This is a genomic window from uncultured Sphaerochaeta sp., from assembly GCF_963676625.2.
In the GTDB taxonomy this organism is placed as follows: domain Bacteria; phylum Spirochaetota; class Spirochaetia; order Sphaerochaetales; family Sphaerochaetaceae; genus Sphaerochaeta.
This window is the reverse complement of sequence record NZ_CAXXYB010000008.1, coordinates 225,109-249,775: the sequence shown is the minus strand read 5'-3', so window position 1 is coordinate 249,775 and position 24,667 is coordinate 225,109. Positions and strand designations below refer to the sequence as shown.

Below are 24,667 nucleotides of genomic sequence, written 5' to 3'. Positions count from 1 at the left end.
GAATCCGGAAATTATATGAAGAATAGACAAGAATATCTCCGATTACAGAATATCAGTAAATCGTTCGGTTCAGTTTTGGCGAACGATGATGTTTCTCTCTCTTTTTGCAGAGGGGAAATCCATGCGATTCTCGGAGAGAATGGTTCCGGTAAAAGTACTCTGATGAATATCCTCTCAGGAATCTATACTCCCGATAGTGGTAATATCTCTATTGATGGTGTTCTCCATTCCATACTTTCACCACGGGAGGCTCTTGCTCTGGGAATCGGTATGATTCACCAACACTTCAAGCTTGTCGATAGCTTTACGGCAACGGAAAATATCATTGCAGGACGCTCTGGTTCGTTATTTCTTGATTCCGGGAAGGACCGAAAAATCATCAAGGATCTTTGTCTTCAATATGGTTTTTCCATAGAACCGGATAAGAAAGTCCAAGACATGTCGATTAGTGAAAGACAGATGGTAGAGATTCTCAAGGCTTTGTATCGAGGGGCTGATGTCTTGATTCTGGATGAACCCACGGCTGTTCTTACCCCTCAGGAAATTGAATCTTTGTTTGCGATTCTTGAGAATATGCGCAAACTGGGATGTCTGATTATCCTCATCAGCCATAAATTGCAGGAAGTCCTTTCCTATAGCAATCGGGTGACTGTTCTGAGAAAGGGACGGTACATTGCTACCGTCGAGACAGAGCGGACCAATGCTTCTGAGTTAGCCGAACTGATGATAGGCCATGTCATCGATTTGGATATTCCATGGGTCGAGACGAAGGCAGAACAAAAGACCTGTCTGGTCGAGGTTGATCATATATCTGTTCTTGGCCCTCATCATAAAAACCTGCTTGACGATGTTTCTTTCTCAATCTTCTCACATGAGATTTTGGGTATAGCTGGTATTGCCGGTTCCGGGCAGAAAGAACTCTGTGAAGTCCTGTCTGGTATGAGAAGAGTAGATTTTGGTACTGTTATTCTGAAAGAAGGCCATCGTTTTGGTACTGATATCGGGTTTGTTCCTGAGGACCGATTGGGTATGGGACTCGCCGGAGGATTGAATATCACGGATAATATCCTCTTGCGTTCGTATCGTCTTACCCCCGGACCGTTTGTGGATAGAAGAAATGGAAGGAAAAAAGCTCATGAAATTGTCGACCGATATAGCATAAGTACTCCAGGGATCGATCAGGTGGTCAAGCGTCTTTCTGGCGGTAACATCCAGAAAGTTCTGTTGGGTCGGGAAATTGACAGGAATCCTATATTCCTGATTACCGCCTATCCAGTCCGTGGTCTTGATGTTGGTTCGTCTCAATTTATCTATGGAAAATTGAACGAAGAAAAACAAAAGGGTGTCGCTGTCCTTTTTGTGGGAGAGGACTTGGATGTGTTGCTTGCTTTTTGTGATAGGATTGCCGTCCTTTTTGAAGGACGATTGATGGGAATTTTCGATACCGGAGCTATTACCAAAGAAGCTGTGGGAATGCTAATGATGGGATGTCAGCCATGCTCAAGACCATAAAGAAAGCCGAAACAATGCGGCAGGTTGCAATATTGCAATATATTTTGTCAATTGTTACGGCCTTGTCCGTAACTGCCTTGGTGATGGCCGTCTGGGGGTATAATCCCATTTCCGTTTATAAGGAGATTGTGTTCGGTTCCCTTGGTTCAGTCTATCGTATCAGGGAAACGGTCAATACGATGATCCCTTTGTTAGTGATGGCTCTTGGTGTGGCTGTTTGTTTCAAGGCTAATTTTATCAATATCGGTGCAGAAGGGCAGTTTTTTGCTGGAGCTGTGGCTGCCACCTGGGTTGTCAGGATTGTCGGGGAATCGGCGACGAGGGCAATTTTACCTGCAATGATGATCGCCGCCTTTGTTGCCGGTGGCCTTTGGTGCATGATTGCGGCCGTTTTGAAGGTTCGCTTGGATGTCAATGAGACAGTCGTTACCTTGTTGCTGAATTACGTGGCGGTCAAGGGAGTCTCGTATTTGCAGTATGTGCACTGGAAAGATTCTAAGGCATATGGGTTTCCTCGGATTGCCAACTACCCGAAGGTGGCCTTGTTGCCAAAGGTTTTTGGTGTTCATTGCGGTTGGATAATTGCCGTGGTATTGGTGGTATTGGTTTGGCTGCTGTTTGCCCGTTCTAAGAAGGGGTATGAAATTTCCATTGTGGGAGACAATCCCAGGACTGCCCGATATGCAGGAATTTCTTCTGGTAAAGTCTTTGCTTTTGCTGCGATGGTAGGTGGCGGGCTCTGTGGCCTTGCCGGGATGATTCAGGCCTCGGGAATTGAACGAACCATGAACGACCAGATGTCGGGAGGCATGGGCTTTACGGCCATTGTGGTGGCCTATATGGCGAAGCTTGATCCTCGTTTCATTGTTGTGGCTTCTGCTTTTTTTGCCATTATGGTGCAAGGTGGCTCGTATATCCAAAGCTCGTTGCAGGTTCCTTCTGAAACGGCGGACATCCTCCAAGGTATTATCCTGCTGTTTCTTCTGGGAAGTGAATTTTTCACTAAATACCGGATTGAGGGAAAGCTCAGGCATAGGGGGGTAGCTAGATGAATGATTTGGCATTGTTCCTCCGGCTTTCCTTCCAGCTTGGTACTCCCTTGCTTTTTGCCACTTTGGGTGAAATTCTCACTGAAAAGGTAGGTCATCTGAACTTGGGAGTAGAAGGGCAGATGATGCTGGGCGCCTGCTTCGGATTCTATGTGGCCACCTATACCAATAATCCGATGCTTTCTTTGTTGGCTGCCATCCTTGCAGGAGGGATCGGTGCCTTGATTTATGCCATCATTACCGTTTCGTTGCTGGGTAATCAGACAGTCACAGGTTTTGCCATTACTATATTTGGGGCAGGATTGTCCAATTTTGTCGGCAAGCGGCTTGCAGGACAGACTCTTTCGGCCGAATACATAACTTCAATGGGTTCTCGATCCATTCCGTTCCTGCATCGTATTCCATTTCTTGGAACCGTATTATTTGAACAAAGCCTGTTGTTTCACTTGGCCCTTCTTGTGGCGATTGTCATGTACCTCTATCAGAACAAGACTCGAGCCGGACTTATGATGCGAATGGTCGGAGAGTCTCCCTCTGCTGCAGATGCAAGTGGTATCAAGGTAACTCTGATAAAGTACGTCCATATCGTAATCGGTGGATGCCTGTGTGGTCTCGGGGGTGCTTTTCTATCCTTGGTCTATATTTTCCGCTGGCAGGACAACATCACCTCAGGGAATGGATGGATTGCAGTGGCCTTGGTTATCTTCTCCATGTGGAATCCCCTCAAGGCCATCGGGGGAGCTTATTGCTTTGGCATGCTACGTGCCCTTAGCATCAAGTTCCAGAACATTTCTTTTTCGGTTCTGGGAATGTCCATTTCGTTTCCTGTACAGATTATGGATATGATGCCCTATATAATGACCATTTTTGTGTTGATTTTCACCTCGTTTTCTAAACGATCAGGGGACCATGGTCCGGTATGGCTGGGCAGACCCTACTTTCGGGAAGATCGGTGAGATACGTATTTCAAAATGCCTTGTGTTTCGAGTTCATATGAAAATACTGAAGGAGAGAAATCTATGGATGTTTCGTTGATTGAAGTTGCTTTGGGAAAGAGACCTGCCGATACCATCATCAAGGATGGGTCGTTGGTCAATGTCCATACCGGAGAGATCTATCAAACAGATATCGCGGTGTCTCATGGTCGTATTGCCACTATCGGTCCTATCCTGGAAGGTGCCTATGGTCCTGATACGATGATTCTCGATGCGAAGGGTTTGTATCTTGCTCCTGGTTTCATGGATGCACATATTCATATCGAGAGTAGCATGCTTACCTATACCGAATTTTCCAAGATGGTCGTCAAGCATGGCACTACCGCCGTTGCGACTGACCTGATGGAAGTTACCATTGTTTCCGGGTTGGATGGAATGAAGGAAGTGCTAAATGAGGCAGGAAAGACTCCTGTTCATCTTTATTATCCCATTCCTGCTTTCATGGATGAGGATCAGTTTCAGACTACTGGCAGTACGCTCCATCCATCTATGATGGAAGACTTGATTACCTTGCCACAGGCCGTGGGCTTGGCAGAGGTGCTTGCCTATCCCATTCTTGCCGGTAGCCAGAATTCTGCATCTATGCTTGATCTCGCCGAAAGATATCATAAGACGGCAGAAGGGCATGCCCCGGGTCTTTTGGGAGAAGCCCTGAATGCCTATGCCAGCGCAGGTATCAACAGTGATCATGAAAGTACCAGTAAGGAAGAGGCTTTGCAAAAACTTCGTTGCGGCCTCAATGTCCTTATGAGGGAAGGGTCGGCTTCGACTGATCTTGAAGCATGCCTGAAGGTCCTGGTGGAGAATCATATTTCTTCCAGATTCTGTTCGATGGTAAGTGATGATATCGATGCTTTGCATATCAGTACCTACGGGCATCTTGATCATAAGGTCCGAATGGCTATAAAGGCTGGTGTCGATCCCGTTTCAGCCATTCAGATGGTTACGCTCAATCCTGCGACGAACTTTCATCTGGAACATGAAAGAGGAAGCCTCACCCCCGGGAAAGTGGCAGACATTGTATTTCTTTCCTCTTTGGAAGCCTGTAAAGTCGAGCAGGTCATGTCTGACGGGAACTTGGTCGTCAAACAAGGAAATCTATGTATCGACATTCCTGCCTATGAATATGCTCCTGTATTGCTGAATACTGTCACGTTATCCAAGGTCATTGAACCTGCGGACCTGCTTCTTACGGTAGATCCAGAAGCGACTTCGGCTCATGTCCATGTCATCGGAGCCTCAAAGGTTTCTCTCCTCACTGAAGCGATGGAAGCCGATTTGCCGGTAATCGATGGAGTAGTCCAGGCAGATACTGCACAGGATGTCTTGCATATTGCCTGTATCGAACGCTATGGCAAGAATGGTAACATCGGAAAAGCCTTTGTCCATGGTTTCGGCCTAACGCATGGAGCAATTGCCCTGAGTGTCGGTCATGACCATCATAACATCAGTGTCATCGGTAGCAATGCTGCTGATATGGCTTGTGCCGTCAATAGGATCGGAGATCTTCAGGGAGGTTTTGTCCTGGTTGATGATGGTGTGGTGATCGAAGAGATTGCCTTGCCGATTTGCGGTCTGCTTTCTCCTGATGATGGAGAGGTGGTTGCAGCCAAGTTGAAAAAGATGATTGAGGTCCTCAAGTCATTCGGTTGCGATATGCCTTCTCCGAATGTGACGCTTTCCTTCCTTACCTTGATTTTCATTCCTGCCTTCGGCATTACCGACAAAGGTCTTTTCGATGTCTTTGAACAGAAAATTATCGACGCAATCATTCAGGTGAACTGATGGAGAAGGTGTATCAATGAGTCAAATATTGTTAAAGAACGGATATATCCTCACCATGGACCAGAATGATCAGGTGTATGACGGAGGGGATGTCCTTATAGAAAATGATGTAATAAAGGCTGTCGGTCTTGTCGCCCCCTCCCTTGTCAAACCTGATGCAGAAGTGGTGCAGCTCAATGGCAACTATGTGCTTCCCGGATTTGTGAATACCCATGTCCATACTTCTCAGCAGATTAGCAGGGGTGTTGGGGACGATGTCGATTTCAAGACGTGGCTTCATGATCGCATGTGGCCGTATGAGAGCAATATGACTGAGGAAGATTCGTATATATCCACCTTGATGTGTTGCCTGGAACTGATTAAATCGGGTGTTACTTCGTTTGCTGAGCCAGGTGGCCAGTTTGTTTCCGGCATGGTCAGAGGTGTCCGGGAGGCTGGCATTCGAGCCAAGCTTGCCAAATCGGTCATGGATTGCGGGGATGGTCTGCCAAAGATCTGGCAGCGGACTGCCGAACAGGAACTTGACCAACAGGTTGAGGATTTGAAACGGTTCGATGGAAGTGCCGATGGCAGGATACGGATATGGTTTGGATTGAGGACTATCTTCAATGATACCGATGACTTGATCGTGAAAACGAAAGCCCTTGCCGATGAGTATGGCGTAGGTGTCCATATGCATGTTGCGGAGGCAAAAAGCGAAGTTGAGTATACCCAGCAAGTATATGGGGAACCCACGGTTACCCATTTGCATAAGCTGGGAGTGCTGGACAAGAATCTGCTTGCTGTCCATACGGTATGGTTGACCAACGAGGAAGTTGAGCTTTTCAAGCGTTATGATGTGAAGGTGTCGCATAATCCTGCCTCGGCTATGCGGGTACTCGGGTTTGCTAAGATTCCGCGGATGCTCAAAGAGGGTATCTGTGTTTCCATCGGCACTGATGGAGCTTCTTCAAGCAACCGCATGGATATGGTTGATGAGATGTGGTTGACCTCCCTGATACACAAGGGTTGGCGACTGGATCCAACGGTCGTTCCTTCTGAGGATATTCTCAGGATGGCAACCAAGAATGGGGCCAGGGCATTACTTGATGATGGCGTCTATGGGAGTCTTACTCCTGGTATGAAGGCTGACTTGATAATAATAGACCCTCGTGGGCCTTCCATGATGCCGGTCAACGATCCTATCGCTGCTTTGGTTACGGCCATGCATTCGTCGAACATTACGTGTACCATGTGTGATGGAAAGTGGATTATGCGCGACAGGAAAATACTTACTCTCGATGAGGAGGCTATTCTTGATGAGGCTTGTCGTCGAGGTGCCGTCATCTACAAACGGGCGGGTATTACGTTGCCGAATCGGTTTCCTGTCATGAAGATGTAGGTTGCGATCGGAAACGATTGGTTTACTCCCAACATGACCAAGTAGAGGAAGTTGGGGGAGAAAATGAATTGGCATTGTCCATGAGAGGAAACTCTCATGGCTGCTTCGCGGTTCCTTGACGGGCTTGATTCATCAGGGCTGGGCAAATTTCTCGATCAAGGAATCTGCGAAGCTTATATTACAATATGGGGTGCAATGAGAAATTGGTAAAAGAGAAGCGGGTAGGCCTTCTTTGGTTTTATAACCATCTTTGGAGGGTATTCTAGAATCAGTATGTGCATATAACCTGCAATACATACCAAGGGAAGAGAAAAGAAAGGAAAGCATGGGGATGCGGACAAAATGTTGGACTTATCTATGATGCTAAATCAAAGCCCTTTGAAATTTTGATAATCCTGTTAGCATGGGGTGGAAACAATTCCCATATTACAACCTCTGGTTCACAATGGTTTGTCCTGGACCTTTGAGTGGATAAGACAATTTACACAGACAACAATTCAATCGCTTGAACCACATATGCAAACGCCTCTGCATCAAGTTTCCTGAGTGAGGATAGTTTCGCATACTTGGTCATCCCGATATTCCTGCCAATGAAGAAGGATGGGTCAGAAATCTTCTTGAATGTTTCACCTTTGAGCAAGCATGCTGCCAAGTACATGGTCTTACAGGCAGGCAGAACTGCTCTTTCCGCGCTGAACCTTTCTCCGTAGATATGATTAACAATTCCTCTGATGCCAGTCAAATATTGAGGGTAATCCTCTTTTAGATATCTTCCTCTGCTTGCAATACAGGCTGAAGCTTCTATGGTGTCTTGCAGTACCTCTTCATGGGAAATGGTTAGTCCTCGATAAGCCAGTTCTGCTTTTACTGTATTTACATAAGACGTATATATATCATCAAAGTTGTCGTGGGCATCTATGAGAGTTGCGATATCATATAATTGCTTTATTATTTCCAATTCCTTATCAACGCCGAATGGAATACCGGTCGTATGGGGTACAAATGCAGTTAATTTGTCACCAAGTATACAATTGAAACTTGGCATCGATACCTTTGCATAGGGTTCTTCAGTTATCAGGAAGCGATGTTCTACCTTTCGGCTGACCAGCTTGCTGTAATGGTTTTCTTCATAGAGAATGTCCAGCAGAATGTGAAATTGTGATCCTTGCACAGGTGAATCGTAGGTGAACTTGTAGTGAGCCTTGTCAATATTGTTCATTCCTTTCCGAACCTGTTGTTCCACTGTTAGAAAAGGATATATTTTTGCAGCCTGCTCAAGATAGGAATGTACATCAGTTCCCGGCTCAACGATGATATCAATATCGGTGGATAATCTCCTGGGTTTCTCAAGAAGGAGCAACAAACTGGTTCCACCTTTGAAGATGAAGGGCATTCCCACGTTTGCAAGAGCTTCGAGTAATGATAAAGCAAAAATGCTTCTCTCGAGGATAGCGCTGTCCACAGCGTAACTGCTACGTATTTCTTGGATATGTTCGCGAGTGAAACTTTCTGCCATTACCGTATGATTACTCCTCGATCAAGAGTTCTATTGTCGTCTTGTCTTGAAGGAAACCCATTACTTCTTTTGCTTTATTCCTTCTTCGTGCGTAACGCAGCATCGCGATCTGGTCAACCCTGTATTTAGAGAACATCATTTCAATTGCAGAGGGATAATCGGCTTTGGAGAGCATCAGATTCTTGTTGGCAAACAGATCCACGATCAATTTTTCCAGGGGAACCTGATATTTCGCATTATCCGATCTGGGAGCTTCTGTCACCAAGCGGTAAATGATTATTTCATCATCAGTACTATATTGCATGATTTCCTTGATGGTTGGGTTCAGCAGTACTTTGCCTGTGAATTCCTCAGCAAGAGCGGAGAAAACAAAATCAAGCCCATCTTTCTCAACTTCCAGAAAGATTTGATTGCGTGAGATGAGGTGATTGAAGAATTCATTCAGCCATGACAGTTCCCAAACCCTGTAGGAAAGCAAAGGAAAATGCGTATTCATGTTCTCGATCACTTGGCATGCTGTATTTGAATAAACTCCAGTGAAGATGCTTTTATTTGGTTCCTTCTCTGCTTTCTTGTATTGGTTTCGCCCAATCCTCACTATCAGTTTTGAATTGAGCAGAACCCCAATCAAGTACCTGAGTTGGGTATCCTGGAAGGATGGCTCGACAGCCTGTGCCGCATGGAGGATTTGTTGCCTTGAACAAATGCCATCAGGCAGTTTCTGGATGACTGCATGTTTTTCCATATCTGCTACCTCTTCAGCCATTCCGGCAATTTATTAATTGTTTGCCGTTTTGGCTTTTTTAGTATAGCAGGCATTCTTTCTGAAGTCATTAGCCACATCGGCAATTTTTAAATATTTTGCCGATATGGCTTTTATGTATACTTGAGACATAGATTACCTTGAGAATCTCAACTCTATTCTCACCCAAACGCTTTCTCCGTAGCTACCTTTACTGCATTGAATCTGTTCTCATTGGTATGGGCAGCATAGTGTTCCATCATGGCAGGAGTTTTATGACCTGTTGTTTGTCCCAGACTTCTGGCATCAACAAGATCAGACATCTTGGTTGTATATCGGTGTCGCCAGCAATGAAAAACAATATTTCGTTCCACATGTTTTTCTTCAGTGATTCCTGAACAACCTTGTATAGGAGCAATCAATCTGGCTGTAAATGGCATTCTCTTATGCCCATGTAATTTCTGGAGTTGGCAAGTACATGGTCTCTATATGCTTCAGGTAATGGTTGTTCATTGCAAAGAAGTGTGATTACCTCTTCACCAGATTCCTCAAAGACGTGGTACGCAAGCTGGATAACGAGACGGTTCCTGGTATTTGGCCAAATTGGAGAATGCCTATACTCTGTATAGATGTTCCCGGTTCGATATCAAGGGCAAGGAATTGCCCAGACGAAGAGAAGAGCATATATATGTGCAGGTGGCGAAAGAAATCCGTACTGAGGAGACCCGGGATCGTGAATATGGAAGACTGCTGGGAATTCAGGACAACCATTCCAAATATATGCTTTTGGCCAAAGAATATGCAGGAGGTACCCACAAGGGAATCAAGACAATCCATATTGCTGATTTCTTGCTTGGGGATTGATGCGGTTGTAGGGGGGGCTCTTACTTTTTTTTCTACGAGATTGCAAGGGTCTTCAAGCATTCAGTATTGTCCCTGCAGTGCGAAGAGACTATGAAGATTAAGAAATACGTATCATGGTCGAATTGATGGAGCATCTTATTGAGCCTATTTTTCATTACCGAATTTAAATTTTCCAGTTACGATAGCCAACTTTTTCTGTATATCCTCACTGGAGGAGGCACTTGTCAGAAATATATGTAATTTCAGGGCTTCTTTACCTTTCTTGGTCATGACTATCCTTCCATTCTCACAGATATGCAATTCTCCTGTTTTTGTATAAAAGAAACTAAAGGTTTTGATATGTACATCCTCCTTAAACTGGATACCTGATACAAGAAAGTTTACTTCATACGTGTAGTATGGGCCAAAGATAATTTCCAATAATCCTCAATTTAAGCAGAAATAAAAAAAGTTCAATAAAAACCCAGGTCAGAGTATTCTGAGGATTTCTTGCCTTGGCCCCGATTCTTTTGAATCCTACCAGGAATGCCTTATTTGGGTAATTCCTATGGAAGAGGTTCAAATTTTCCCCAGTATCGATACTATATGCTCCCATAGAGCATATATATTGCCATAAAAAGAATTAGGAGGAAAAAAGATTCTTGTTGACAAATGAAAAAATGATGATAGTATGAATTAAAAATTGTATCCAATGTCCAGTATCCACTGGAAAAAATTGGAGAAAAAAGGAGAAGACATGAAAAAGAGAGGTTTTGCTGTTCTGGTTCTTTTGCTTTGTGCTCTTGCACTATTCGCAAATGGATCATCTGAAACCGGTGGAGAGGGAAAGAAAAAAATTACCCTGAGAATTGGGTCTGGTCACTCTACTTCAAATCCTTGGATTACTGCCTTGGACGATTACTTCGTAAAAAATGTTTCTGAACGTGTGAAAAACGAAACAAATTATGAAATCAACTGGGTGAAGAACTATGGAGGTTCTGTAATTACCCTTGGAAATGAATTGCAAGGTGTGCAAGATGGACTGGTTGATATTGGATGCACGATTCTTGTCTTTGAAGCATCTCGATTGCCTTTGGTTGACATGGTATATAGTATGCCATTCTCGTGTTCCGATCCCCTTATCGTTGCCGACGTAATTAAGGTCATGTATAAGGAATATCCTGAATTCACCACAGTATATGAAGAGAAGTTCAATCAGCATTATCTTGGTATTGGTGTATCTGATCCGTATGGATTCTTCTCCACCAAAGAAGTCAAGTCACTTGATGACGTTGCAGGAATGAAGATTGGTGCCGCAGGCATAAATCTTGCTTGGATTGAAGGATCCGGTGCAGCTGGAGTCCAGACTTCCTTGAATGATACGTACCAGAATTTGCAGACGAACGTTTGTCAGGCAACTATTCAGCCCACTCATTCATGCATCAATTTAAAGGTTCCCGAAGTTGGCCCTTATTATTTGGATGCCAATTTCAATGTTGTTCCGTTTAATACCATTGCCGTAAATAAACAAACGTGGGATTCCCTTCCCAAGGAAGTTCAAACTATCTTGACCGAAGTTGGTGATGGATATCTTGATTATGAAGCCAAGTATATTAATTCAGTTCATGAAAAAGACCTGAGTGATATCGTAAAGATGGGTGGAAAGGTAATTGCCCTTTCAAGAGCAGAGCAAGTGAGATGGGCAGCATCTCTTCCTGACATTGTCAATGACTTGGTAAAGCGGTTGAACAATGCGGGATTCAGAGGCTCCGAGATTGTTGAACGTTATTATCAGCTTCTTGAAGAAAGAGGTGTTGAGCGTATCCGTAATTGGAACATCGCAAATACATAATAAAAATGTGAAGTGGCTTTGTTCACTGAGGATGAAGCCACCTCCATATCCTTTGGCTGAAGAGATGCAAAGGGTAGTGTCTACTCATTGATTGGAGGGCGATGTATGGATGTGCTACGGAAAATAAGTAAGGGGTTTGAAAAGTTTCTATCATGGATGGATGGTATTGCATCAATCTCGATCGCATTGATTATGGTGTTGATCACTGCCGATGTGCTTAGCCGATTATTGCTTAACAAACCTTTTGTAGGAACTGCCGAGATAGTGAGCAGCATGATCATCATTGTTTGTTTTTTGGAGATTCCCTACGTTTCGTTGAGAAAAGGGCATGTCAGGACAACTGTGTTGTATGACAGAGTAGGAAGAAAAGGGAAGAATATTATCGATATTGTTGCTTGTCTTCTTGGTATTGTTGCGTATGGATTAATAATCAAGGCAAGTTTCCCCGGTTTCTTGAATGCCATTGATATCAATGAGGCTGAGATTGCAGGATTCTTCCGAATTACAACAGTTCCAGGACGATTTGCCATTATTTTTGGATCAGTATTGATGATATTGGAATTCCTGAATCAGATAATCCAGTACTCCTATGACCTTGTTACGGGAAAAACCAGTGAAGGTAAAGGAGGAACTAAATGAGTCCAATTGCTATTGCTATTTTCTCATTGGCTTTGTTGTTGATTCTGATTTTCAGCGGTATACATTTGAATATTTCCTTGATGATCACCAGCTTCGTAACCGTTCTTCTGTTTACCGGAAGGGTTAATGTTGCAATGAATGTATTGTCCCAGTCTGCATGGGGTGCGGTCCGACAATATATGTTTGGAGTAATTCCTCTGTTCGTTTTGATGGGAATGCTTGCAAATCTATCAGGAGCCAGTGGTGATTTGTATGATGCAGCAGCGCTTATGCTGAAAAAAGTACGCGGCGGTGTGGGGATTGCAACTGTTATCGCGAATGCCATTTTTGCTGCAATTACTGGAGTTACTGTGGCTTCTGCTGCAATTTTTACAAAAATCGCGCTTCCCCAAATGAATAGACTGAAATATGACAAAAAGTTTTCTTTGGGAACGATTGCCGGATCTGCAATCTTGGGAATGTTGATTCCTCCAAGCTTGTTGATGATTGTGTATGGCTCTCAAGCGGATGTTTCCATTGGAAAGCTCTTTGTAGCGGCTATTGTTCCTGGTCTTGTCATGACAATCGCATTTATTTTGGTTATAGCCGTCGTAGGAAAAGTGAAGCCAGAATATATTCCTGTGGTAGAGGAGCTTTCTGAGTACGAGAAAGAAAATTATTGGAAAATTGTACTGAAACCTTGGCCGATTATTTTGTTGATTCTCGTTACCCTTGGAGGTATTTGGGGAGGCTTTTTCACTCCGACTGAGGCTGGTGGCATCGGAGCCTTCGGAGCTTTTCTTCTCGTTCTTTTTAAGAAGGGATTCAATAAAGAAGAGATTTGGGAAACTCTCTTGTCAGCAGGAGCTACTTCCGGGAGTGTCTTGATTCTTCTGATCTCAGCTTCCACCTATTCAAAAACGCTTTCTATGTGCGGAATTATTAATTCGATAAGCTTTTTTGTTGAAGGTCTTACCATTCCTTCTCTCGGTATCATCCTGATTTTCATGTTCATACTCATGGTTCTTGGATGTATCTTGGATTCCACTTCAATCCTGTTACTGACTACACCACTGATGTGTCCCATCGTACAAGATTTGGGATATGACATGGTTTGGTTTGGAATCATCATGATAATTGCAATTGAGACTGGAATGGTTACCCCGCCGTTTGGGATGAATGTATTTACGGTCAAGTCATCATTGCAGGGAATTGAAGGGTATGAGGATATTACGGTGAATGACATCTTCAAAGGATCAACCTGGTATCTGATTGCAATTATTGCTGTTGATTTGCTGCTGGTTCTTGTTCCAGTTCTTGTTACCTATTTGCCAAACAATATGTAAATAAAATTAATTCATGAGAGGAGAAGAGTAAAATGAGCGAAATTAGGATTCCGATGGAAAAAACTGCAATTGTGTTGATTGAACCCCAGAATGATTTTTTATCACCTGGTGGAACAATGTATGCACATATTAAGGAACAATTGGCTGAGAGAAACGTTATCCCCAATCTTCAGGATTTGCTAGCAAATGCAAGAGGGAAGGTAGCAAAGATTTTCTACTGTCCGTTTCATCCCTTTGATGCTGGGTTCCCGGAGTTGAAGAAAGGTGGCCCTGCTTATGAAGGACTTCGTGGAATAGAGATTGACATGGAAGCTGACTGGGGTACCGGTGCTTGGCTTCGAGGGACTCCTGGTCCGGAAATCATCAAGGAGTTGACTCCCCAACAAGGCGATGTTGTGGTGGAAGGAAAGAAAACGCTTGATGCATTCCATTCAACAGGCTTGGACTACTATCTGAGGGCCAATGAGATCGAGTATGTGGCTTTTACTGGTTTTCACACAGACTGGTGCGTTGAATCCACGGCAAGGTCAGCCTACGATAAAGGATATCGGGTTATAGTCATTGGCGATTGTACTGCCACTGATACGCAAGAGGAACAGGATTTCTGTGAGAAATGGATATTCCCCAAGATTGGCAAGGTCATGAATTACAAGGATTTTTTAAAGGCCTTGGTATAATTCCCATGCACTAATCTTGAATTTCTCGTATTGGTGAATCAAGGGTTGGCTTCAGGTACATTTTTTATGGATGATCGTATGCCAACCCTTGTTTCATGTACATGGCTTACATGCAAGCATGATTCCAAAAATACTGACATCACACAAATACCTTGGAACAAATTGGGAGAAGATAAGTGAATAATATAAGAATTAGACCGATTAATACGGGCTTTGTAACAATGATTCCCAGCCTGTATCTATATCACCATTCTACCGTCAAGTATTATCCGAATGCATCAAATAAAGAGGAAGAATTTCCTGTTTTCACCTATCTGATCGAGGGTGGAGAAAAATTGGTCCTTGTGGATACTGGTATGGCTGATACAAAACGAGCAGATACATACCATCATCCAGGTTCATATCAACCGAAAGGGATGTCCATCGTTGAGCAACTCGATACAATTGGGTATAAACCTACTGATATTGATATAGTTATATTTACGCATCTTCATTGGGATCATTGCTTCTACATGGAAAAATTTTCCAATGCCCAATTTATCGTACATAAAAAAGAATATGAATTTGCCATGAATCCAATTCCGCTTTATTACAAATCGTATGAGGCCCCTGAATTGGGAATCGTCAGGCCTTTCGAGGGCCTTCAGATGACTTTGGTTGAAGGTGAGACTGAGATAATCCCGAACGTTCGGGTTTTTGAAACCCCTGGCCATTCGGTTGGACATCAAGCAGTTGAGGTAGATACCAATACCGGTACCTATATTCTCTGTGGCGATGCCATCTTTATTTTGGATAACCTAAAACCTATTCCACAAATTCATTACAACATTACACCTCCTAATAGATATGCAAATATCGTTGAAACTTGGCGCAGCATTGAGAAGATCAAAAATCGGGCACAGAGTGAAGATCGAATCTTGACCTGTCATGATAGATCAATGTTGGAACGTGTGAAAGAAACGCCTGTACTTGGTTGATTGAATAATAAGGAGGCTGTTTGTGGCCATTATTGCTGTCATTGCTAGTTTTGATACAAAATACCATGAATTAGCATATGTCAAACGTCAAATTGAAGAACTTGGATGTACACCATTGCTGATAGATATCAGTACTGGATCGAATCCTCCATTGATTGCGATTACCGCAGATCTCCAGAGAGATGATGTTCTCAGGATGGGAGGATCTTCCTGGGAGACCATCAGGAAATTGGATAAAGGAAATGCGATCAAGGCTATGTCCGATTGTGTTTCCAAAGTGATACGTACCTTGCATGATGAGCAAAAGATCGATGGTGTTCTGGGTATGGGCGGATTGCAGAATACTATTATATGTTCAGCGGCTTTACGACAGCTTCCTCTTGGGTTTCCTAAATTCATTTGTTCAACCATTGCCAGTGGTAACCGCTATTTTGATACAATTGTTGGAGATAAGGATATTGTAGTAATGCCTTCCATTGTCGATTTTGCCGGTATTAATCCGATCAGTGAAGTCGTTTTGGCAAATTCCGTAGCAAGTGTTGTAGGAATGGTACAATATGGAAAGCATGAAATTGATACGCATGGAAAGCACTATATAGGGGCAACCTTGATGGGTATCACAAATGATACTGTCATGCGTGCAATAAATAATTTGACTGCAGAGGGCGAAAATGTCATCAGCTTCCATTCTACCGGTATAGGGGGAAGGGTGCTTGAGTCACAGATTCGTGATGGCAACATTGTTGCAGTGATGGATTTATGCTTGCATGAAATGACAGCGGAATATTTTGGAGGCCTTGGATACAGCAAAGGAGCCAACAACCGTTTGCTTGCTGCTGCAGAGATGGGAATTCCCAGTCTCATCTGCCCAGGGGGAATCGACTTTGCCTGTCTGAGCAAAGAAGATTTTTTTGCCGATGAAGAGAAACGGGGGTATGTGTGGCATTCCAAGGATTATTTGACGCATACAAGGCTCTGGGAAAGTGAGATTCTCGACATCACAAGAACGATTGTCCAAAGAATCAATTGTTCAAAAGGGATAACAGAGATTGTGTTGCCTCTTGGTGGACTGAGAACAATGAGCCGACCGGGGGAATTTTTCTTCAAACCAGATACCATCAAGAAAATGAATGCAATTTTCTTGGAAGAATTAAAGCCCGGAATAGTGTATAAAACTTTCGACTTGAATTTTGATGATCCTGATTTTGCAGATATTTGTTCGAACGAAATGTTGGCTCTTCTGGAAAAAGGGGGACTGCGATGATGGATATCATCTCTTTGTATACGGACCTTGTAGATTCGCTTATCCTTGCGGCAAGAAAGATGTATTCTTTCCGTTATGAAATGAGTGATGGCGGGAATCTGAGTATGCGAGTGCCCGGAAAGGATTGGATGATCGTGAAAGGCACGAATGTTGCATTTGATGAATTGGACATTTCCTCATTGGTAGTCACCGATTTTGAAGGGAATGTCATTGATGGAAATTGCAAGCCGTCAAAAGAGTCTTTGCTCCATGGGGCACTATACAACGCTTTGCCACAGGTAAATGCAATTATGCATTGTCACTCACCATATGCCACAGCATGGGCGGCTGCTCATGATTCTCTTGAATTTTCAACGCATCATGCGCGTGAAAAATTGAGCTATTGTCCTGTAGTGGATACTCACTCTTATGTTGTTCCGAAAGAATATTTTACCACGATCGTAGATCTGTTTCACGAGAACGAGAAGATGAAATCCTTTATCCTGAGGGGGCATGGGCAAGTGACGGTAGGAAAGACTATGAGGGATGCTGTATATCTGGCAGAATTGGTAGAAGAGACGGCACAGATATCAGTGCTCTCCCAGGCTATGAAATGCCAAGAGGAGAAAGCATCTTATTGATTTTTAAAGATGCGTCCTTTGCACTTGTTATGCTGAAACGTCTTTGCATAGTAAAAATTATGTAGATTTACAGTATGTACGTGACTTGTTATACTACCTCTATGTTTCTGATGGATTTTTATCAGTAGTGAATGTGTTCTCTGTAGGTTATTCTTATGAATGAAGACATTGGTTGTTTGGAGAGAACTGTATTGGATTCGGGATGTGGAAATTTGTTTTCTGACTATTGGCGCTGGAGAGATATATCTTTCATTAAATACGGAGTATGAAGATTGAGTATGAACCATGAAAAGATCCAAACCACGACAGTTGCTGATTCTGTCTACCTGCGGATAAAGAATGCAATCATAATTGGTGAATTGAAAGCAGGAGAACATCTTGTCCAAGAGGAACTCACGAAGGATTTTGGTGTGAGTCGTACTCCAGTCAGGGATGCTTTCAGAAGACTTGAATCAGAGGGGCTTGTGGTAAATAAACCATATTATGGTGCGACGGTGTTCAGGCCATCAAAAGAGCAAGTCTTGGAGATATATGAGATCAGAATACTCATTGAGCAATATTGTGCTTCGAGAGCCAGTAAAGTGGCTACTGATGATGAACTGAAAAGTATAAAAAGCATTAACGATAGGATGTCGAAAGTTTCTCCTACGTCAAAAGAGTATATGCAACTTGATTTTGAATTTCATAAGCGCATCGGTGAACTTTCCGGTTGTACGAATTCGACGTTGGAAATTCTGGAAGGGCTGCTGAATAAAAGTAGTAGTTTCAAATCAATATACTATTCTATGGTCGGTGGGTCCCAGGCAACCATTGCTATGCATTCTGATATCGTTGAGGCTTTGTTCAATAGGGATGAAGAAGCAGTGAAAAAGGCCATAGCTGATCATCTGAACCATGTTCTCAACAGAGTCATTTCATCGAATATTCTCGTGTGAATATGAATGGGCAGTATCACCTGTATTTTAGGGTTGGTATATAAATGATATACTTTGCTGACCTCAGTTCGGGTTAGTATTTATCCGCTCTTATTATTGCCGTCTTGTGGTTATCCTGTCTCAGTATGAGTGCAGTCTCCCCACGAAGGATCGCAAGGTGTACTCGTTTTGTGGATTTCCTTGTCAAAGGATGTCTCTGCAATAGAAATACTTGCTGAAACAAAAGGCCGAAACAAACAAATAGGCCTTCTTCCTTTCATAGGTAAGAGGCTTGTACAGGAATAGGCTTTTGCCCAACCAGTCCAGTTCAAGGACCTCCCCGGACTGAAAATGCTATAAGACCTCTTTACTCAGGAAAAACGAATTGGCTGTTTTCTGTCTCGATTGAAAGGACGGAAGTTTCCGTCCTTTATTACAGCCTCATTGAGACGGCAAAGGCGAACGGCATCAATGTCCATGATTATATCTGGCATATCCTCTCCGAAGTCCCGGAATACAAGACAGACGAGGATTTCGACCGGTTGCTGCCGTGGAATGTCGATAACGATTCACTCATGAGAATGAGAAACACCAGGGACTCAGGAAAACCCGATCCGACCAGGGCCGAACCCTATGTCTTCAGGGGTGTTCGCTAACTAAAAATGACCAATGGACGCTTACTAATTTTTAGGAAATAGGCTAGCAAAGAAGTCATTTTCATTGTCTGTCTATAGGCTATATTAATGCAACTGCTTTCGGCATCTATCGGATTGATTTGCTGAAAGATAAGCCATCTCAAAACAGATTATAAATTGCGCAATTATAATTTCTTGTATGTGCGGACCAGAGATTTCCTGATATACGATTCTACCTTTTTCTCGACATGAACTATTATTTCCTGTACTACTTTGAGTTGATAGCATCTCTACTTACAACTTTGTTGATAATCATATGAGAATAAAGCTATTCCAAAGGGAGGTTTTTGTATATGAATACTTTTTTATGGTTACAAGATTATCAATGGGTGGCAATAAGTTCCATTGCAACAACTGCGGGCGTTTTGATTGCGTTGTTTATTCCTTTAAAGAATAAGCGACAAGAAAGAAGCAATATCATTTACCTGCATTCTCAGGAAATTCTATCTTTTATCTATACTATTGATGATTTGCAGAATGTTGGGAGACGTGACGATAGTCCTGAAAATATTATAATCAAGCAAGCTTGTATGTTTAGTGTCCTTGATTTTAATACTTGGGAAAAAGAATCTTATGAATTAGCGAAGTATAATAGAGAAATATACGAATTATTTGGTTCCGTTACCATTGCAATTAGATCAGCAAGCAACATGGCTCAAGAGTTGTTAGATCCAAAAAACGCGGATATTTATGATGATACTTGTTTGGCCTTTGTAAAAGAGAGGGACAATGCGTTTGATCTGGTTAATGACAATAGGAAATCATTGGAAAAGAAAATAATTCATTAGGAGATCGTGTCATGATTAATTGGTTCAATTCAAATCAAGGGTTTGTAATGATAATTCTCACCTTTGCCTATGTTGTAGCTACAATTATCATTGTCGTTTATAGCAGTAAATCAACCAAGGAAATGAAGATTACTCGAGAGAACGAACTTCGGCCATATATCTTCGGACAGTTCACAAAGTTTAATGACTATAACAATATGATAGATTTTCAGATTAGAAATTCAGGAAAAACTGGCGGGATAATAAAGGAAATTGTTGTTACTCCAGAATTCCCCTTAGTAGATAAAAATGACAAGCTGAATCTTTTAGAGAATTTTGTTCTTGCACCTAATCAATTATTTACTGTTCAGTTATTTGGAAAGATAAAGGATCTGACAAGTAATATTTATAAAATTCATATTAAATATCAGGCAATAGGTTCTACAAGGTCATATACAGAAGATTATAAAATCCCTCTTGTTGCCTATGCCCTTATGGGGCATTCCTACACAAGTAGTGGAGGTATTTCCGATGAAGCAAATGCAATGAAAAATATTGCGAGCATCCTTTCCTCAATCAATAAAAGAATCTAATCTGGTAAAGCTCAAACTATTATCTCAAAGGGTATAAGATTCCTGGGGCCTCCGTTTTTGCAAAGTACTATCAGGTACTTATCAGAAGGAGGCCTCTATGGTTGATGCTCATTTAAATAGCAAGGAAATAAATACAAAGGATATTACCCGTCTTGTTATTGGTGGACAGATCAGGGTTGATGGTATCCGGTTTTGCATTGCCCAGACTGTCGCAGGCGTCTTGGGTTAGTATCATAAAAAAGTCCAACTTTTTGTACTCACCCCCCTTGATTAAAAGCAGCGCTCGAAGGGCTCTGCGCCCAGCTCGTGCAATATCATACCCCTTTGAAGTTCCCTGCGGATGGTCCTCTCATTCTTGCCCAATAACCGACCAAGGAGTGTGGGGCTGGTAATCTTCTGGTATCTGTTTGTTCCCAAGTAGTGATACTGGAGTCTCAAACGCTCCTCCCAAGTGAAATGAGTATGCTTGCATACAGACTTTATGATAAGCTTTGTCCGTCCCATAGTCACCTTGTTATTTAGTTCTGGTAAAACCATAGTAACAGAGCTCCATGGGACTTTGTTTTTCTTTCCGCGTTTCGGCGGACAATTCATCTTACTGTTCACCCATCTTACTGTTCACCCCCAATTTTATTGACATCTGAGGAAAAGTGTTTAAGACTATGAACTAGGAGACTATAATGTACTGAAATATCTATTCTATCAGTTTTTATAAACAATTCATTATCACCTAAAAAGGAGTGTACTGGCATGAAGAGGAAATTTTCAATCTGTTTTCTTCTTGTGATGATTGTTACATTGGTTCCATTAATTGGAGCAAAAACGGGCTGGGGTGGTACTGGAGAAGTAAATGTTCGATTGGCAAATAGCAACGAGCTCATCGTTGACTATCTAGTTACTGAAGGTAGAGGAACCGGGACTGCAAGCTTTCAGTGTGAGATAATTTCACCTGAAGGAAATGTATTTTCCGCCCAAAAAGCATCATCGACATGGAATAGGGGTGTTGCTTCCTGCCGATTCAACTTTCCAAGAGACTTCAGAGGTAATGATGCTATCATTTCTTCACAGCTCATATCAGGTGAATATTTAGTACTAGCATATTGGTATATTGATGGCTATGGAGTAAATGGGAAAGTCGCTGCTTGCTATTCATTGGTATCGATTTATTGATGTAAGATTCGATGAAGTTAAACTAATAATAAAAATCTATACTTTCGATACAAGATAACCAAACTACTGGCAAAATAGATAAGACGCTGTTTGGACGAATACAATCGGCTGGAGGGACTGGATCTGATCGATTAGGTTGTTGAGGCCAGAGAGAAGCGGAACAGATAAGGGATCGGATAGAGACTCTGTAAATAAAACTGTGTAACTGCAAATTCTAGGTAGCCCAGTAAGGGCGGAGGAGCATAGAATGAGCAGTATCATGGAAAGAGACAAGCTTGATTAGATGGCCGAAGAGTTGACCAAGGGAGTCACCTCCGAGAAGGATCTGAGTGCCTCATTCTCAGAGTTGATGAAAAAGGCCCTTGAGAAGGCCCTCGAAGCGGAAATGGATGTACATCTCGGCTATGGGAAGCATGAACCATCGGGCAGAAACAAGCAGAACAGTCGCAACGGGTACAGCAGAAAGAAGCTGAAGACAGAATCCGGTGAATTCGATCTGGAGACCCCTCGGGACAGGGAAAGCAGCTTCACTTCCCAGATTGTGCAGAAGGGGCAACGGCGTTTCACCGGGCTGGACGACAAGATACTCCTGTTATATGCGAAGGGACAATCCACACGGGATATCGCCGAATCATTGCAGGAATTGTATGGGGTGGAAGTATCCCATACCCTGATCTCACAGGTCACCGAAGCCGTGGTGGATGAGGTGCGCGAATGGCAGGCCCGACCCCTGGACAGCGTATATCCGATCGTGTATCTGGATTGCATTGTGGTGAAGATCCACCAGGACAAGAGAGTCACCACGAAATCGATCTACCTTGCACTGGGAATCAATACGGACGGCAGGAAGGAACTGTTGGGCCTCTGGATCAGCGAGAACGAAGGCTCGAAGTTCTGGATGTCGGTACTCACCGAGATGCAGCAGAGAGGGGTGCAGGATATCTTCATAGCCTGTGTGGATGGCCTTACCGGCTTCCCGGAGGCGATCAATGCCGTATTCCCCCGGACAAAGATACAGCTGTGCACGGTCCACATGGTGAGGAACTCGCTGAAGTACGTTTCCTACAAGGACAGGAAAGAAGTTGCGCGGGACCTGAAAAGGATCTATGCTTCCCTTACCGTGGAAGAAGCCGAAACGGAGCTGGAGGCATTCTCGGAGAAATGGGATGCCAAGTACGGATCGATCAGCAAGATGTGGGAACGGAATTGGGAGAATCTGATTACCATGTTCGAGTATCCTGACGAGATACGGAAGGTGATCTACACCACGAATGCCATCGAATCACTGAACAGCGTCATCCGGAAGTGGACCAGGAATCGCAGGATCTTTCCCAATGACACCTCGGCGATCAAGATCGTGTACCTGGCCATCCAGCAGGCCTCGAAACGGTGGACCATGCCGGTCCGTGACTGGGGACCGGTCATAAATAGACTTTTGGTAGAATATGGGGATAGATTTTCCCATGCGTAAGAAAGCCAGTTACACAGGAAAATTTACAGACTCTATCAAAAGCACCTTTCTTGCGTTTCAATCGGCCTTTCCTCGGCAGGTCCCCGATTGTGACACTGGGGATGTCACTGGCCCCTATCCAGTTGTACAGGGTTTTCTCGCAGATCCTCAGCCCCTCTGGCCACGTCTCATCCTTGTCGAGTGTCTTCAGTACGGCATAGGGGCTGTATTTGTGTTTCAGAATCAGAAGGGACATTCTTTGCACCAGTGCGTAGTGCCTGCCCGACTTGGGTGACGGTCCCTTGTACTTCATCTTCTCCTCTGCATCGATCTGGGCATGGTCTGCATTGTATTCTGTCCGAGAGAACGGGATGTCTGCAAGCACATGCTCCCCCATACCTCGCTGCAGTTCCCTGCTTATCGTTTTGGCGCTCTTGTGGAAAACAATTCCCAGTACCGTAGGGCTTCGCTCTTTGCTGTATCCGTTGCTGCCTGCATAATGATATTGCAGCTTCAGCCTCTCGCCCCAAGTGAAATGGCTTCCCTTGCAGTGCCTTCCCAGTGTAAGCTTTCTACGTCCCATGGTGTCTGTGTGTATGTTTTGATTTGTGGTTAAACCAAGAATAACACGATTCCCATGGGATTCTTTTTTGTCTTCAGCATTTCTTTTTTAGGTGGACATTTAATATTACTGCTCGCGGGATTGTACTAAATGCGATATTTATCTTGACAACTACAAGAATGATGCTGATACTGCAAACAAAGTATTGTATTTAAGACAGGGAATTTGATTCTCCAAGATGTACTATCCTGCGTAAAAATGAAAGACATTCATTGATTGTAATGGAGTGCTATATGGAGAAGAGATCATTGCCTTGTTTTCCCCAAAACATTGGTTCACCAATTTCTGTATTGGATCCGAATCCGATTGGAACAGGGTTGTTTTTGCATTCCTGGAAACTGTTTGCCTAAGCCTATCATCAATTCCTAAGAGATGGTGGAAGTGATTTTTTAAACGTATTGTTAAAGAGTAAAACTTGGAGATATTTTGCATTTTCCTCGTGAGAACCAGGGCCTTGATGGGGTGTTTCTGGCTTTTATAAACTTCCGATCTAATTACAATGATATAGATATTGTAGATGGGTAAGAACTTAAGAAAAAGGAGAAACCTATGAAATCAAAGTTGACTGCATTGCTTTTAATTTTTCTTGTTGCTTTTCCCCTATATGCCGGGGTATGGGATTCCATCAGGAGCGCAGGGCAGCATTTAACCGAAGCAACAAAGGATGTCGTTTCTGCTGGCAAGGAGGTTGTTGAACAGGCCAAACCGGCTATTCAGAAGACAACATCAAAGTTACAAGATCTTCAGAATAAATATGGACCACAAGTTTCCAAATTGTATGAGTCTGCCAGTAGTGTATTGAAAACTGCAATAGATAAAGCCCAAGAGGTCCTTCAATCAGAAACGATGAGAAATATTGCTGCGATTGCTTCAAAATATGGCAATCAAGCAGCACAGGAATTGTACGAATTGGGAGGACGTATGGGCGATGCTGCAGCAAGAGAAGCCGTGCGCATGTATAATAAATATGGTCCTGAAGTTGGTAAGGTCATGACGGACCTTTATCTCAGTGCAGGATCCTCGTTGAAAAGCGCCATTGACAGAGCAAGTCAAGTCTTGACGCCTGCCACCATGAAGAGGATTGCTCTCAGCGCTGGGAATTTGGGAATGGCTGCTGTCGAGAGCATATATCTTGCAGGAGCAAATTTTGGTGAAGCCGCTGCAAAAGAAGCTTTGAGTTACTATGACCAGAACGGGGTTCAGAAAGGCAATCAATATATAAATTCCTCACAATTCAAGAACAAGTATAGATGACCACTAGAATCAATTTTCAAAGTGA

28 protein-coding genes are annotated in these 24,667 nt (G+C 43.2%); 21 read left to right on the top strand and 7 right to left on the bottom strand.

What is annotated here, in order from left to right:
- Nucleotides 1–15 precede the first annotated feature (15 nt).
- The 5 genes from ACHZBG_RS11795 to ACHZBG_RS11775 all read left to right on the top strand — a co-directional run bounded on the left by ACHZBG_RS11795 (nucleotide 16) and on the right by ACHZBG_RS11775 (nucleotide 6,722).
- Nucleotides 16–1,512, top strand: coding sequence for an ABC transporter ATP-binding protein (locus ACHZBG_RS11795; protein ID WP_320129653.1), 1,497 nt, complete (start codon nucleotides 16–18; stop codon nucleotides 1,510–1,512).
- Nucleotides 1,497–2,564, top strand: a complete 1,068-nt coding sequence (locus ACHZBG_RS11790) for an ABC transporter permease (RefSeq protein WP_320129652.1) — start codon at nucleotides 1,497–1,499, stop codon at nucleotides 2,562–2,564. Before ACHZBG_RS11795 ends, ACHZBG_RS11790 begins: the two co-directional genes overlap by 16 nt.
- Nucleotides 2,561–3,517 carry an ABC transporter permease gene (locus ACHZBG_RS11785; RefSeq protein WP_320129651.1) on the top strand — a complete coding sequence of 319 codons (957 nt, stop codon included), beginning with the start codon at nucleotides 2,561–2,563 and terminating at the stop codon, nucleotides 3,515–3,517. The genes ACHZBG_RS11790 and ACHZBG_RS11785 overlap by 4 nt, the downstream gene beginning before the upstream one ends.
- A gap of 63 nt (nucleotides 3,518–3,580) precedes the next feature.
- On the top strand, nucleotides 3,581–5,341 hold the full coding sequence (gene ade, locus ACHZBG_RS11780; RefSeq protein WP_320129650.1) for an adenine deaminase: 1,761 nt from the start codon (nucleotides 3,581–3,583) through the stop codon (nucleotides 5,339–5,341).
- A gap of 16 nt (nucleotides 5,342–5,357) precedes the next feature.
- The gene (locus ACHZBG_RS11775; protein ID WP_320129649.1) at nucleotides 5,358–6,722 is read left to right on the top strand and encodes an amidohydrolase; all 1,365 of its coding nucleotides are present in this window, start codon (nucleotides 5,358–5,360) and stop codon (nucleotides 6,720–6,722) included.
- Between the two features lie 481 nt (nucleotides 6,723–7,203).
- Here ACHZBG_RS11775 and ACHZBG_RS11770 read toward each other — a convergent pair whose 3' ends face one another.
- From ACHZBG_RS11770 to ACHZBG_RS11755, 4 genes are all read right to left on the bottom strand, one after another.
- The gene (locus tag ACHZBG_RS11770) at nucleotides 7,204–8,238 is read right to left on the bottom strand and encodes a nucleotidyl transferase AbiEii/AbiGii toxin family protein (RefSeq protein ID WP_320129648.1); all 1,035 of its coding nucleotides are present in this window, start codon (nucleotides 8,236–8,238) and stop codon (nucleotides 7,204–7,206) included.
- Nucleotides 8,239–8,248: 10 nt separating this feature from the next.
- Nucleotides 8,249–8,983: a DUF6577 family protein gene (locus ACHZBG_RS11765; RefSeq protein ID WP_320129647.1), complete on the bottom strand. Its 735-nt coding sequence runs from the start codon at nucleotides 8,981–8,983 to the stop codon at nucleotides 8,249–8,251.
- A 179-nt stretch (nucleotides 8,984–9,162) separates the two neighbouring features.
- The gene (locus ACHZBG_RS11760) at nucleotides 9,163–9,420 is read right to left on the bottom strand and encodes a hypothetical protein (protein WP_320129646.1); all 258 of its coding nucleotides are present in this window, start codon (nucleotides 9,418–9,420) and stop codon (nucleotides 9,163–9,165) included.
- Nucleotides 9,399–9,509 (bottom strand): type II toxin-antitoxin system YafQ family toxin, encoded by a 111-nt coding sequence (locus tag ACHZBG_RS11755; RefSeq protein WP_394699404.1) that lies wholly within the window; start codon nucleotides 9,507–9,509, stop codon nucleotides 9,399–9,401. Before ACHZBG_RS11755 ends, ACHZBG_RS11760 begins: the two co-directional genes overlap by 22 nt.
- Before the next feature lie 65 nt (nucleotides 9,510–9,574).
- Here ACHZBG_RS11755 and ACHZBG_RS11750 point away from each other — a divergent pair, with 65 nt between their 5' ends.
- Nucleotides 9,575–9,844, top strand: coding sequence for a hypothetical protein (locus tag ACHZBG_RS11750; RefSeq protein ID WP_320129645.1), 270 nt, complete (start codon nucleotides 9,575–9,577; stop codon nucleotides 9,842–9,844).
- 144 nt (nucleotides 9,845–9,988) lie between these two features.
- On the opposite strand, the gene ACHZBG_RS11745 is transcribed toward ACHZBG_RS11750, so the two are convergent.
- The gene (locus tag ACHZBG_RS11745; RefSeq protein ID WP_320129644.1) at nucleotides 9,989–10,114 is read right to left on the bottom strand and encodes a hypothetical protein; all 126 of its coding nucleotides are present in this window, start codon (nucleotides 10,112–10,114) and stop codon (nucleotides 9,989–9,991) included.
- A gap of 466 nt (nucleotides 10,115–10,580) precedes the next feature.
- Between ACHZBG_RS11745 and ACHZBG_RS11740 the strand changes: the two genes are divergently transcribed.
- The 8 genes from ACHZBG_RS11740 to ACHZBG_RS11705 all read left to right on the top strand — a co-directional run bounded on the left by ACHZBG_RS11740 (nucleotide 10,581) and on the right by ACHZBG_RS11705 (nucleotide 18,112).
- Nucleotides 10,581–11,675: a C4-dicarboxylate TRAP transporter substrate-binding protein gene (locus ACHZBG_RS11740; RefSeq protein WP_320129643.1), complete on the top strand. Its 1,095-nt coding sequence runs from the start codon at nucleotides 10,581–10,583 to the stop codon at nucleotides 11,673–11,675.
- 105 nt (nucleotides 11,676–11,780) lie between these two features.
- On the top strand, nucleotides 11,781–12,314 hold the full coding sequence (locus tag ACHZBG_RS11735) for a TRAP transporter small permease (RefSeq protein WP_320129642.1): 534 nt from the start codon (nucleotides 11,781–11,783) through the stop codon (nucleotides 12,312–12,314).
- A complete protein-coding gene (locus ACHZBG_RS11730; RefSeq protein ID WP_320129641.1) occupies nucleotides 12,311–13,639 on the top strand; it encodes a TRAP transporter large permease in 1,329 nt (442 codons plus the stop codon). Before ACHZBG_RS11735 ends, ACHZBG_RS11730 begins: the two co-directional genes overlap by 4 nt.
- A 32-nt stretch (nucleotides 13,640–13,671) precedes the next feature.
- Nucleotides 13,672–14,316, top strand: coding sequence for a cysteine hydrolase (locus ACHZBG_RS11725; RefSeq protein WP_320129640.1), 645 nt, complete (start codon nucleotides 13,672–13,674; stop codon nucleotides 14,314–14,316).
- A gap of 176 nt (nucleotides 14,317–14,492) precedes the next feature.
- Nucleotides 14,493–15,293 (top strand): N-acyl homoserine lactonase family protein, encoded by an 801-nt coding sequence (locus tag ACHZBG_RS11720; RefSeq protein WP_320129639.1) that lies wholly within the window; start codon nucleotides 14,493–14,495, stop codon nucleotides 15,291–15,293.
- A gap of 22 nt (nucleotides 15,294–15,315) precedes the next feature.
- Nucleotides 15,316–16,557 carry a Tm-1-like ATP-binding domain-containing protein gene (locus ACHZBG_RS11715; protein ID WP_320129638.1) on the top strand — a complete coding sequence of 414 codons (1,242 nt, stop codon included), beginning with the start codon at nucleotides 15,316–15,318 and terminating at the stop codon, nucleotides 16,555–16,557.
- Entirely contained in the window at nucleotides 16,554–17,177 is a 624-nt protein-coding gene (locus ACHZBG_RS11710; protein ID WP_320129637.1) for a class II aldolase/adducin family protein, read from the top strand. The genes ACHZBG_RS11715 and ACHZBG_RS11710 overlap by 4 nt, the downstream gene beginning before the upstream one ends.
- A gap of 278 nt (nucleotides 17,178–17,455) precedes the next feature.
- The gene (locus ACHZBG_RS11705) at nucleotides 17,456–18,112 is read left to right on the top strand and encodes a GntR family transcriptional regulator (RefSeq protein WP_320129636.1); all 657 of its coding nucleotides are present in this window, start codon (nucleotides 17,456–17,458) and stop codon (nucleotides 18,110–18,112) included.
- A gap of 350 nt (nucleotides 18,113–18,462) precedes the next feature.
- Here the strand turns inward: ACHZBG_RS11705 and ACHZBG_RS11700 are convergent, their stop codons facing one another.
- A complete protein-coding gene (locus ACHZBG_RS11700; protein WP_320129635.1) occupies nucleotides 18,463–18,585 on the bottom strand; it encodes a hypothetical protein in 123 nt (40 codons plus the stop codon).
- On the opposite strand from ACHZBG_RS11700, the gene ACHZBG_RS11695 reads away from it, so the two are divergent.
- The 6 genes from ACHZBG_RS11695 (at nucleotide 18,535) to ACHZBG_RS11670 (ending at nucleotide 22,787) form a co-directional block, all read left to right on the top strand.
- On the top strand, nucleotides 18,535–18,747 hold the full coding sequence (locus ACHZBG_RS11695; RefSeq protein ID WP_394699403.1) for a transposase domain-containing protein: 213 nt from the start codon (nucleotides 18,535–18,537) through the stop codon (nucleotides 18,745–18,747). The genes ACHZBG_RS11700 and ACHZBG_RS11695 overlap by 51 nt on opposite strands.
- Nucleotides 18,748–19,079: 332 nt before the next feature.
- Nucleotides 19,080–19,574, top strand: a complete 495-nt coding sequence (locus tag ACHZBG_RS11690; protein WP_320129634.1) for a hypothetical protein — start codon at nucleotides 19,080–19,082, stop codon at nucleotides 19,572–19,574.
- A gap of 11 nt (nucleotides 19,575–19,585) precedes the next feature.
- Nucleotides 19,586–20,146: a hypothetical protein gene (locus ACHZBG_RS11685; RefSeq protein ID WP_320129633.1), complete on the top strand. Its 561-nt coding sequence runs from the start codon at nucleotides 19,586–19,588 to the stop codon at nucleotides 20,144–20,146.
- Between the two features lie 97 nt (nucleotides 20,147–20,243).
- On the top strand, nucleotides 20,244–20,375 hold the full coding sequence (locus ACHZBG_RS11680; RefSeq protein ID WP_320129632.1) for a hypothetical protein: 132 nt from the start codon (nucleotides 20,244–20,246) through the stop codon (nucleotides 20,373–20,375).
- A 521-nt stretch (nucleotides 20,376–20,896) separates the two neighbouring features.
- The gene (locus tag ACHZBG_RS11675) at nucleotides 20,897–21,316 is read left to right on the top strand and encodes a hypothetical protein (protein ID WP_320129631.1); all 420 of its coding nucleotides are present in this window, start codon (nucleotides 20,897–20,899) and stop codon (nucleotides 21,314–21,316) included.
- Between the two features lie 283 nt (nucleotides 21,317–21,599).
- Nucleotides 21,600–22,787: an IS256 family transposase gene (locus ACHZBG_RS11670; RefSeq protein ID WP_320129630.1), complete on the top strand. Its 1,188-nt coding sequence runs from the start codon at nucleotides 21,600–21,602 to the stop codon at nucleotides 22,785–22,787.
- Here the strand turns inward: ACHZBG_RS11670 and ACHZBG_RS11665 are convergent.
- Entirely contained in the window at nucleotides 22,738–23,349 is a 612-nt protein-coding gene (locus tag ACHZBG_RS11665) for a hypothetical protein (protein ID WP_320129629.1), read from the bottom strand. The genes ACHZBG_RS11670 and ACHZBG_RS11665 overlap by 50 nt on opposite strands.
- Nucleotides 23,350–23,937: 588 nt before the next feature.
- On the opposite strand from ACHZBG_RS11665, the gene ACHZBG_RS11660 reads away from it, so the two are divergent.
- Nucleotides 23,938–24,642 carry a hypothetical protein gene (locus ACHZBG_RS11660; RefSeq protein ID WP_320129628.1) on the top strand — a complete coding sequence of 235 codons (705 nt, stop codon included), beginning with the start codon at nucleotides 23,938–23,940 and terminating at the stop codon, nucleotides 24,640–24,642.
- The last annotated feature ends 25 nt before the right edge of the window (nucleotides 24,643–24,667 follow it).

Bases quoted from the DNA above. Each gene is read 5' to 3' on its own strand.
- ACHZBG_RS11795 (WP_320129653.1), top strand. From the start codon at position 16: ATGAAGAATAGACAAGAATATCTCCGATTACAGAATATCAGTAAATCG.
- ACHZBG_RS11790 (WP_320129652.1), top strand. From the start codon at position 1,497: ATGCTCAAGACCATAAAGAAAGCCGAAACAATGCGGCAGGTTGCAATA.
- ACHZBG_RS11785 (WP_320129651.1), top strand. From the start codon at position 2,561: ATGAATGATTTGGCATTGTTCCTCCGGCTTTCCTTCCAGCTTGGTACT.
- ade (WP_320129650.1), top strand. From the start codon at position 3,581: ATGGATGTTTCGTTGATTGAAGTTGCTTTGGGAAAGAGACCTGCCGAT.
- ACHZBG_RS11775 (WP_320129649.1), top strand. From the start codon at position 5,358: ATGAGTCAAATATTGTTAAAGAACGGATATATCCTCACCATGGACCAG.
- ACHZBG_RS11770 (WP_320129648.1), bottom strand. From the start codon at position 8,238: ATGGCAGAAAGTTTCACTCGCGAACATATCCAAGAAATACGTAGCAGT.
- ACHZBG_RS11765 (WP_320129647.1), bottom strand. From the start codon at position 8,983: ATGGAAAAACATGCAGTCATCCAGAAACTGCCTGATGGCATTTGTTCA.
- ACHZBG_RS11760 (WP_320129646.1), bottom strand. From the start codon at position 9,420: ATGCCATTTACAGCCAGATTGATTGCTCCTATACAAGGTTGTTCAGGA.
- ACHZBG_RS11745 (WP_320129644.1), bottom strand. From the start codon at position 10,114: ATGACCAAGAAAGGTAAAGAAGCCCTGAAATTACATATATTTCTGACA.
- ACHZBG_RS11740 (WP_320129643.1), top strand. From the start codon at position 10,581: ATGAAAAAGAGAGGTTTTGCTGTTCTGGTTCTTTTGCTTTGTGCTCTT.
- ACHZBG_RS11735 (WP_320129642.1), top strand. From the start codon at position 11,781: ATGGATGTGCTACGGAAAATAAGTAAGGGGTTTGAAAAGTTTCTATCA.
- ACHZBG_RS11730 (WP_320129641.1), top strand. From the start codon at position 12,311: ATGAGTCCAATTGCTATTGCTATTTTCTCATTGGCTTTGTTGTTGATT.
- ACHZBG_RS11725 (WP_320129640.1), top strand. From the start codon at position 13,672: ATGAGCGAAATTAGGATTCCGATGGAAAAAACTGCAATTGTGTTGATT.
- ACHZBG_RS11710 (WP_320129637.1), top strand. From the start codon at position 16,554: ATGATGGATATCATCTCTTTGTATACGGACCTTGTAGATTCGCTTATC.
- ACHZBG_RS11705 (WP_320129636.1), top strand. From the start codon at position 17,456: ATGAACCATGAAAAGATCCAAACCACGACAGTTGCTGATTCTGTCTAC.
- ACHZBG_RS11700 (WP_320129635.1), bottom strand. From the start codon at position 18,585: ATGCCAGATATAATCATGGACATTGATGCCGTTCGCCTTTGCCGTCTC.
- ACHZBG_RS11690 (WP_320129634.1), top strand. From the start codon at position 19,080: ATGAATACTTTTTTATGGTTACAAGATTATCAATGGGTGGCAATAAGT.
- ACHZBG_RS11685 (WP_320129633.1), top strand. From the start codon at position 19,586: ATGATTAATTGGTTCAATTCAAATCAAGGGTTTGTAATGATAATTCTC.
- ACHZBG_RS11680 (WP_320129632.1), top strand. From the start codon at position 20,244: ATGGTTGATGCTCATTTAAATAGCAAGGAAATAAATACAAAGGATATT.
- ACHZBG_RS11675 (WP_320129631.1), top strand. From the start codon at position 20,897: ATGAAGAGGAAATTTTCAATCTGTTTTCTTCTTGTGATGATTGTTACA.
- ACHZBG_RS11670 (WP_320129630.1), top strand. From the start codon at position 21,600: ATGGCCGAAGAGTTGACCAAGGGAGTCACCTCCGAGAAGGATCTGAGT.
- ACHZBG_RS11665 (WP_320129629.1), bottom strand. From the start codon at position 23,349: ATGGGACGTAGAAAGCTTACACTGGGAAGGCACTGCAAGGGAAGCCAT.
- ACHZBG_RS11660 (WP_320129628.1), top strand. From the start codon at position 23,938: ATGAAATCAAAGTTGACTGCATTGCTTTTAATTTTTCTTGTTGCTTTT.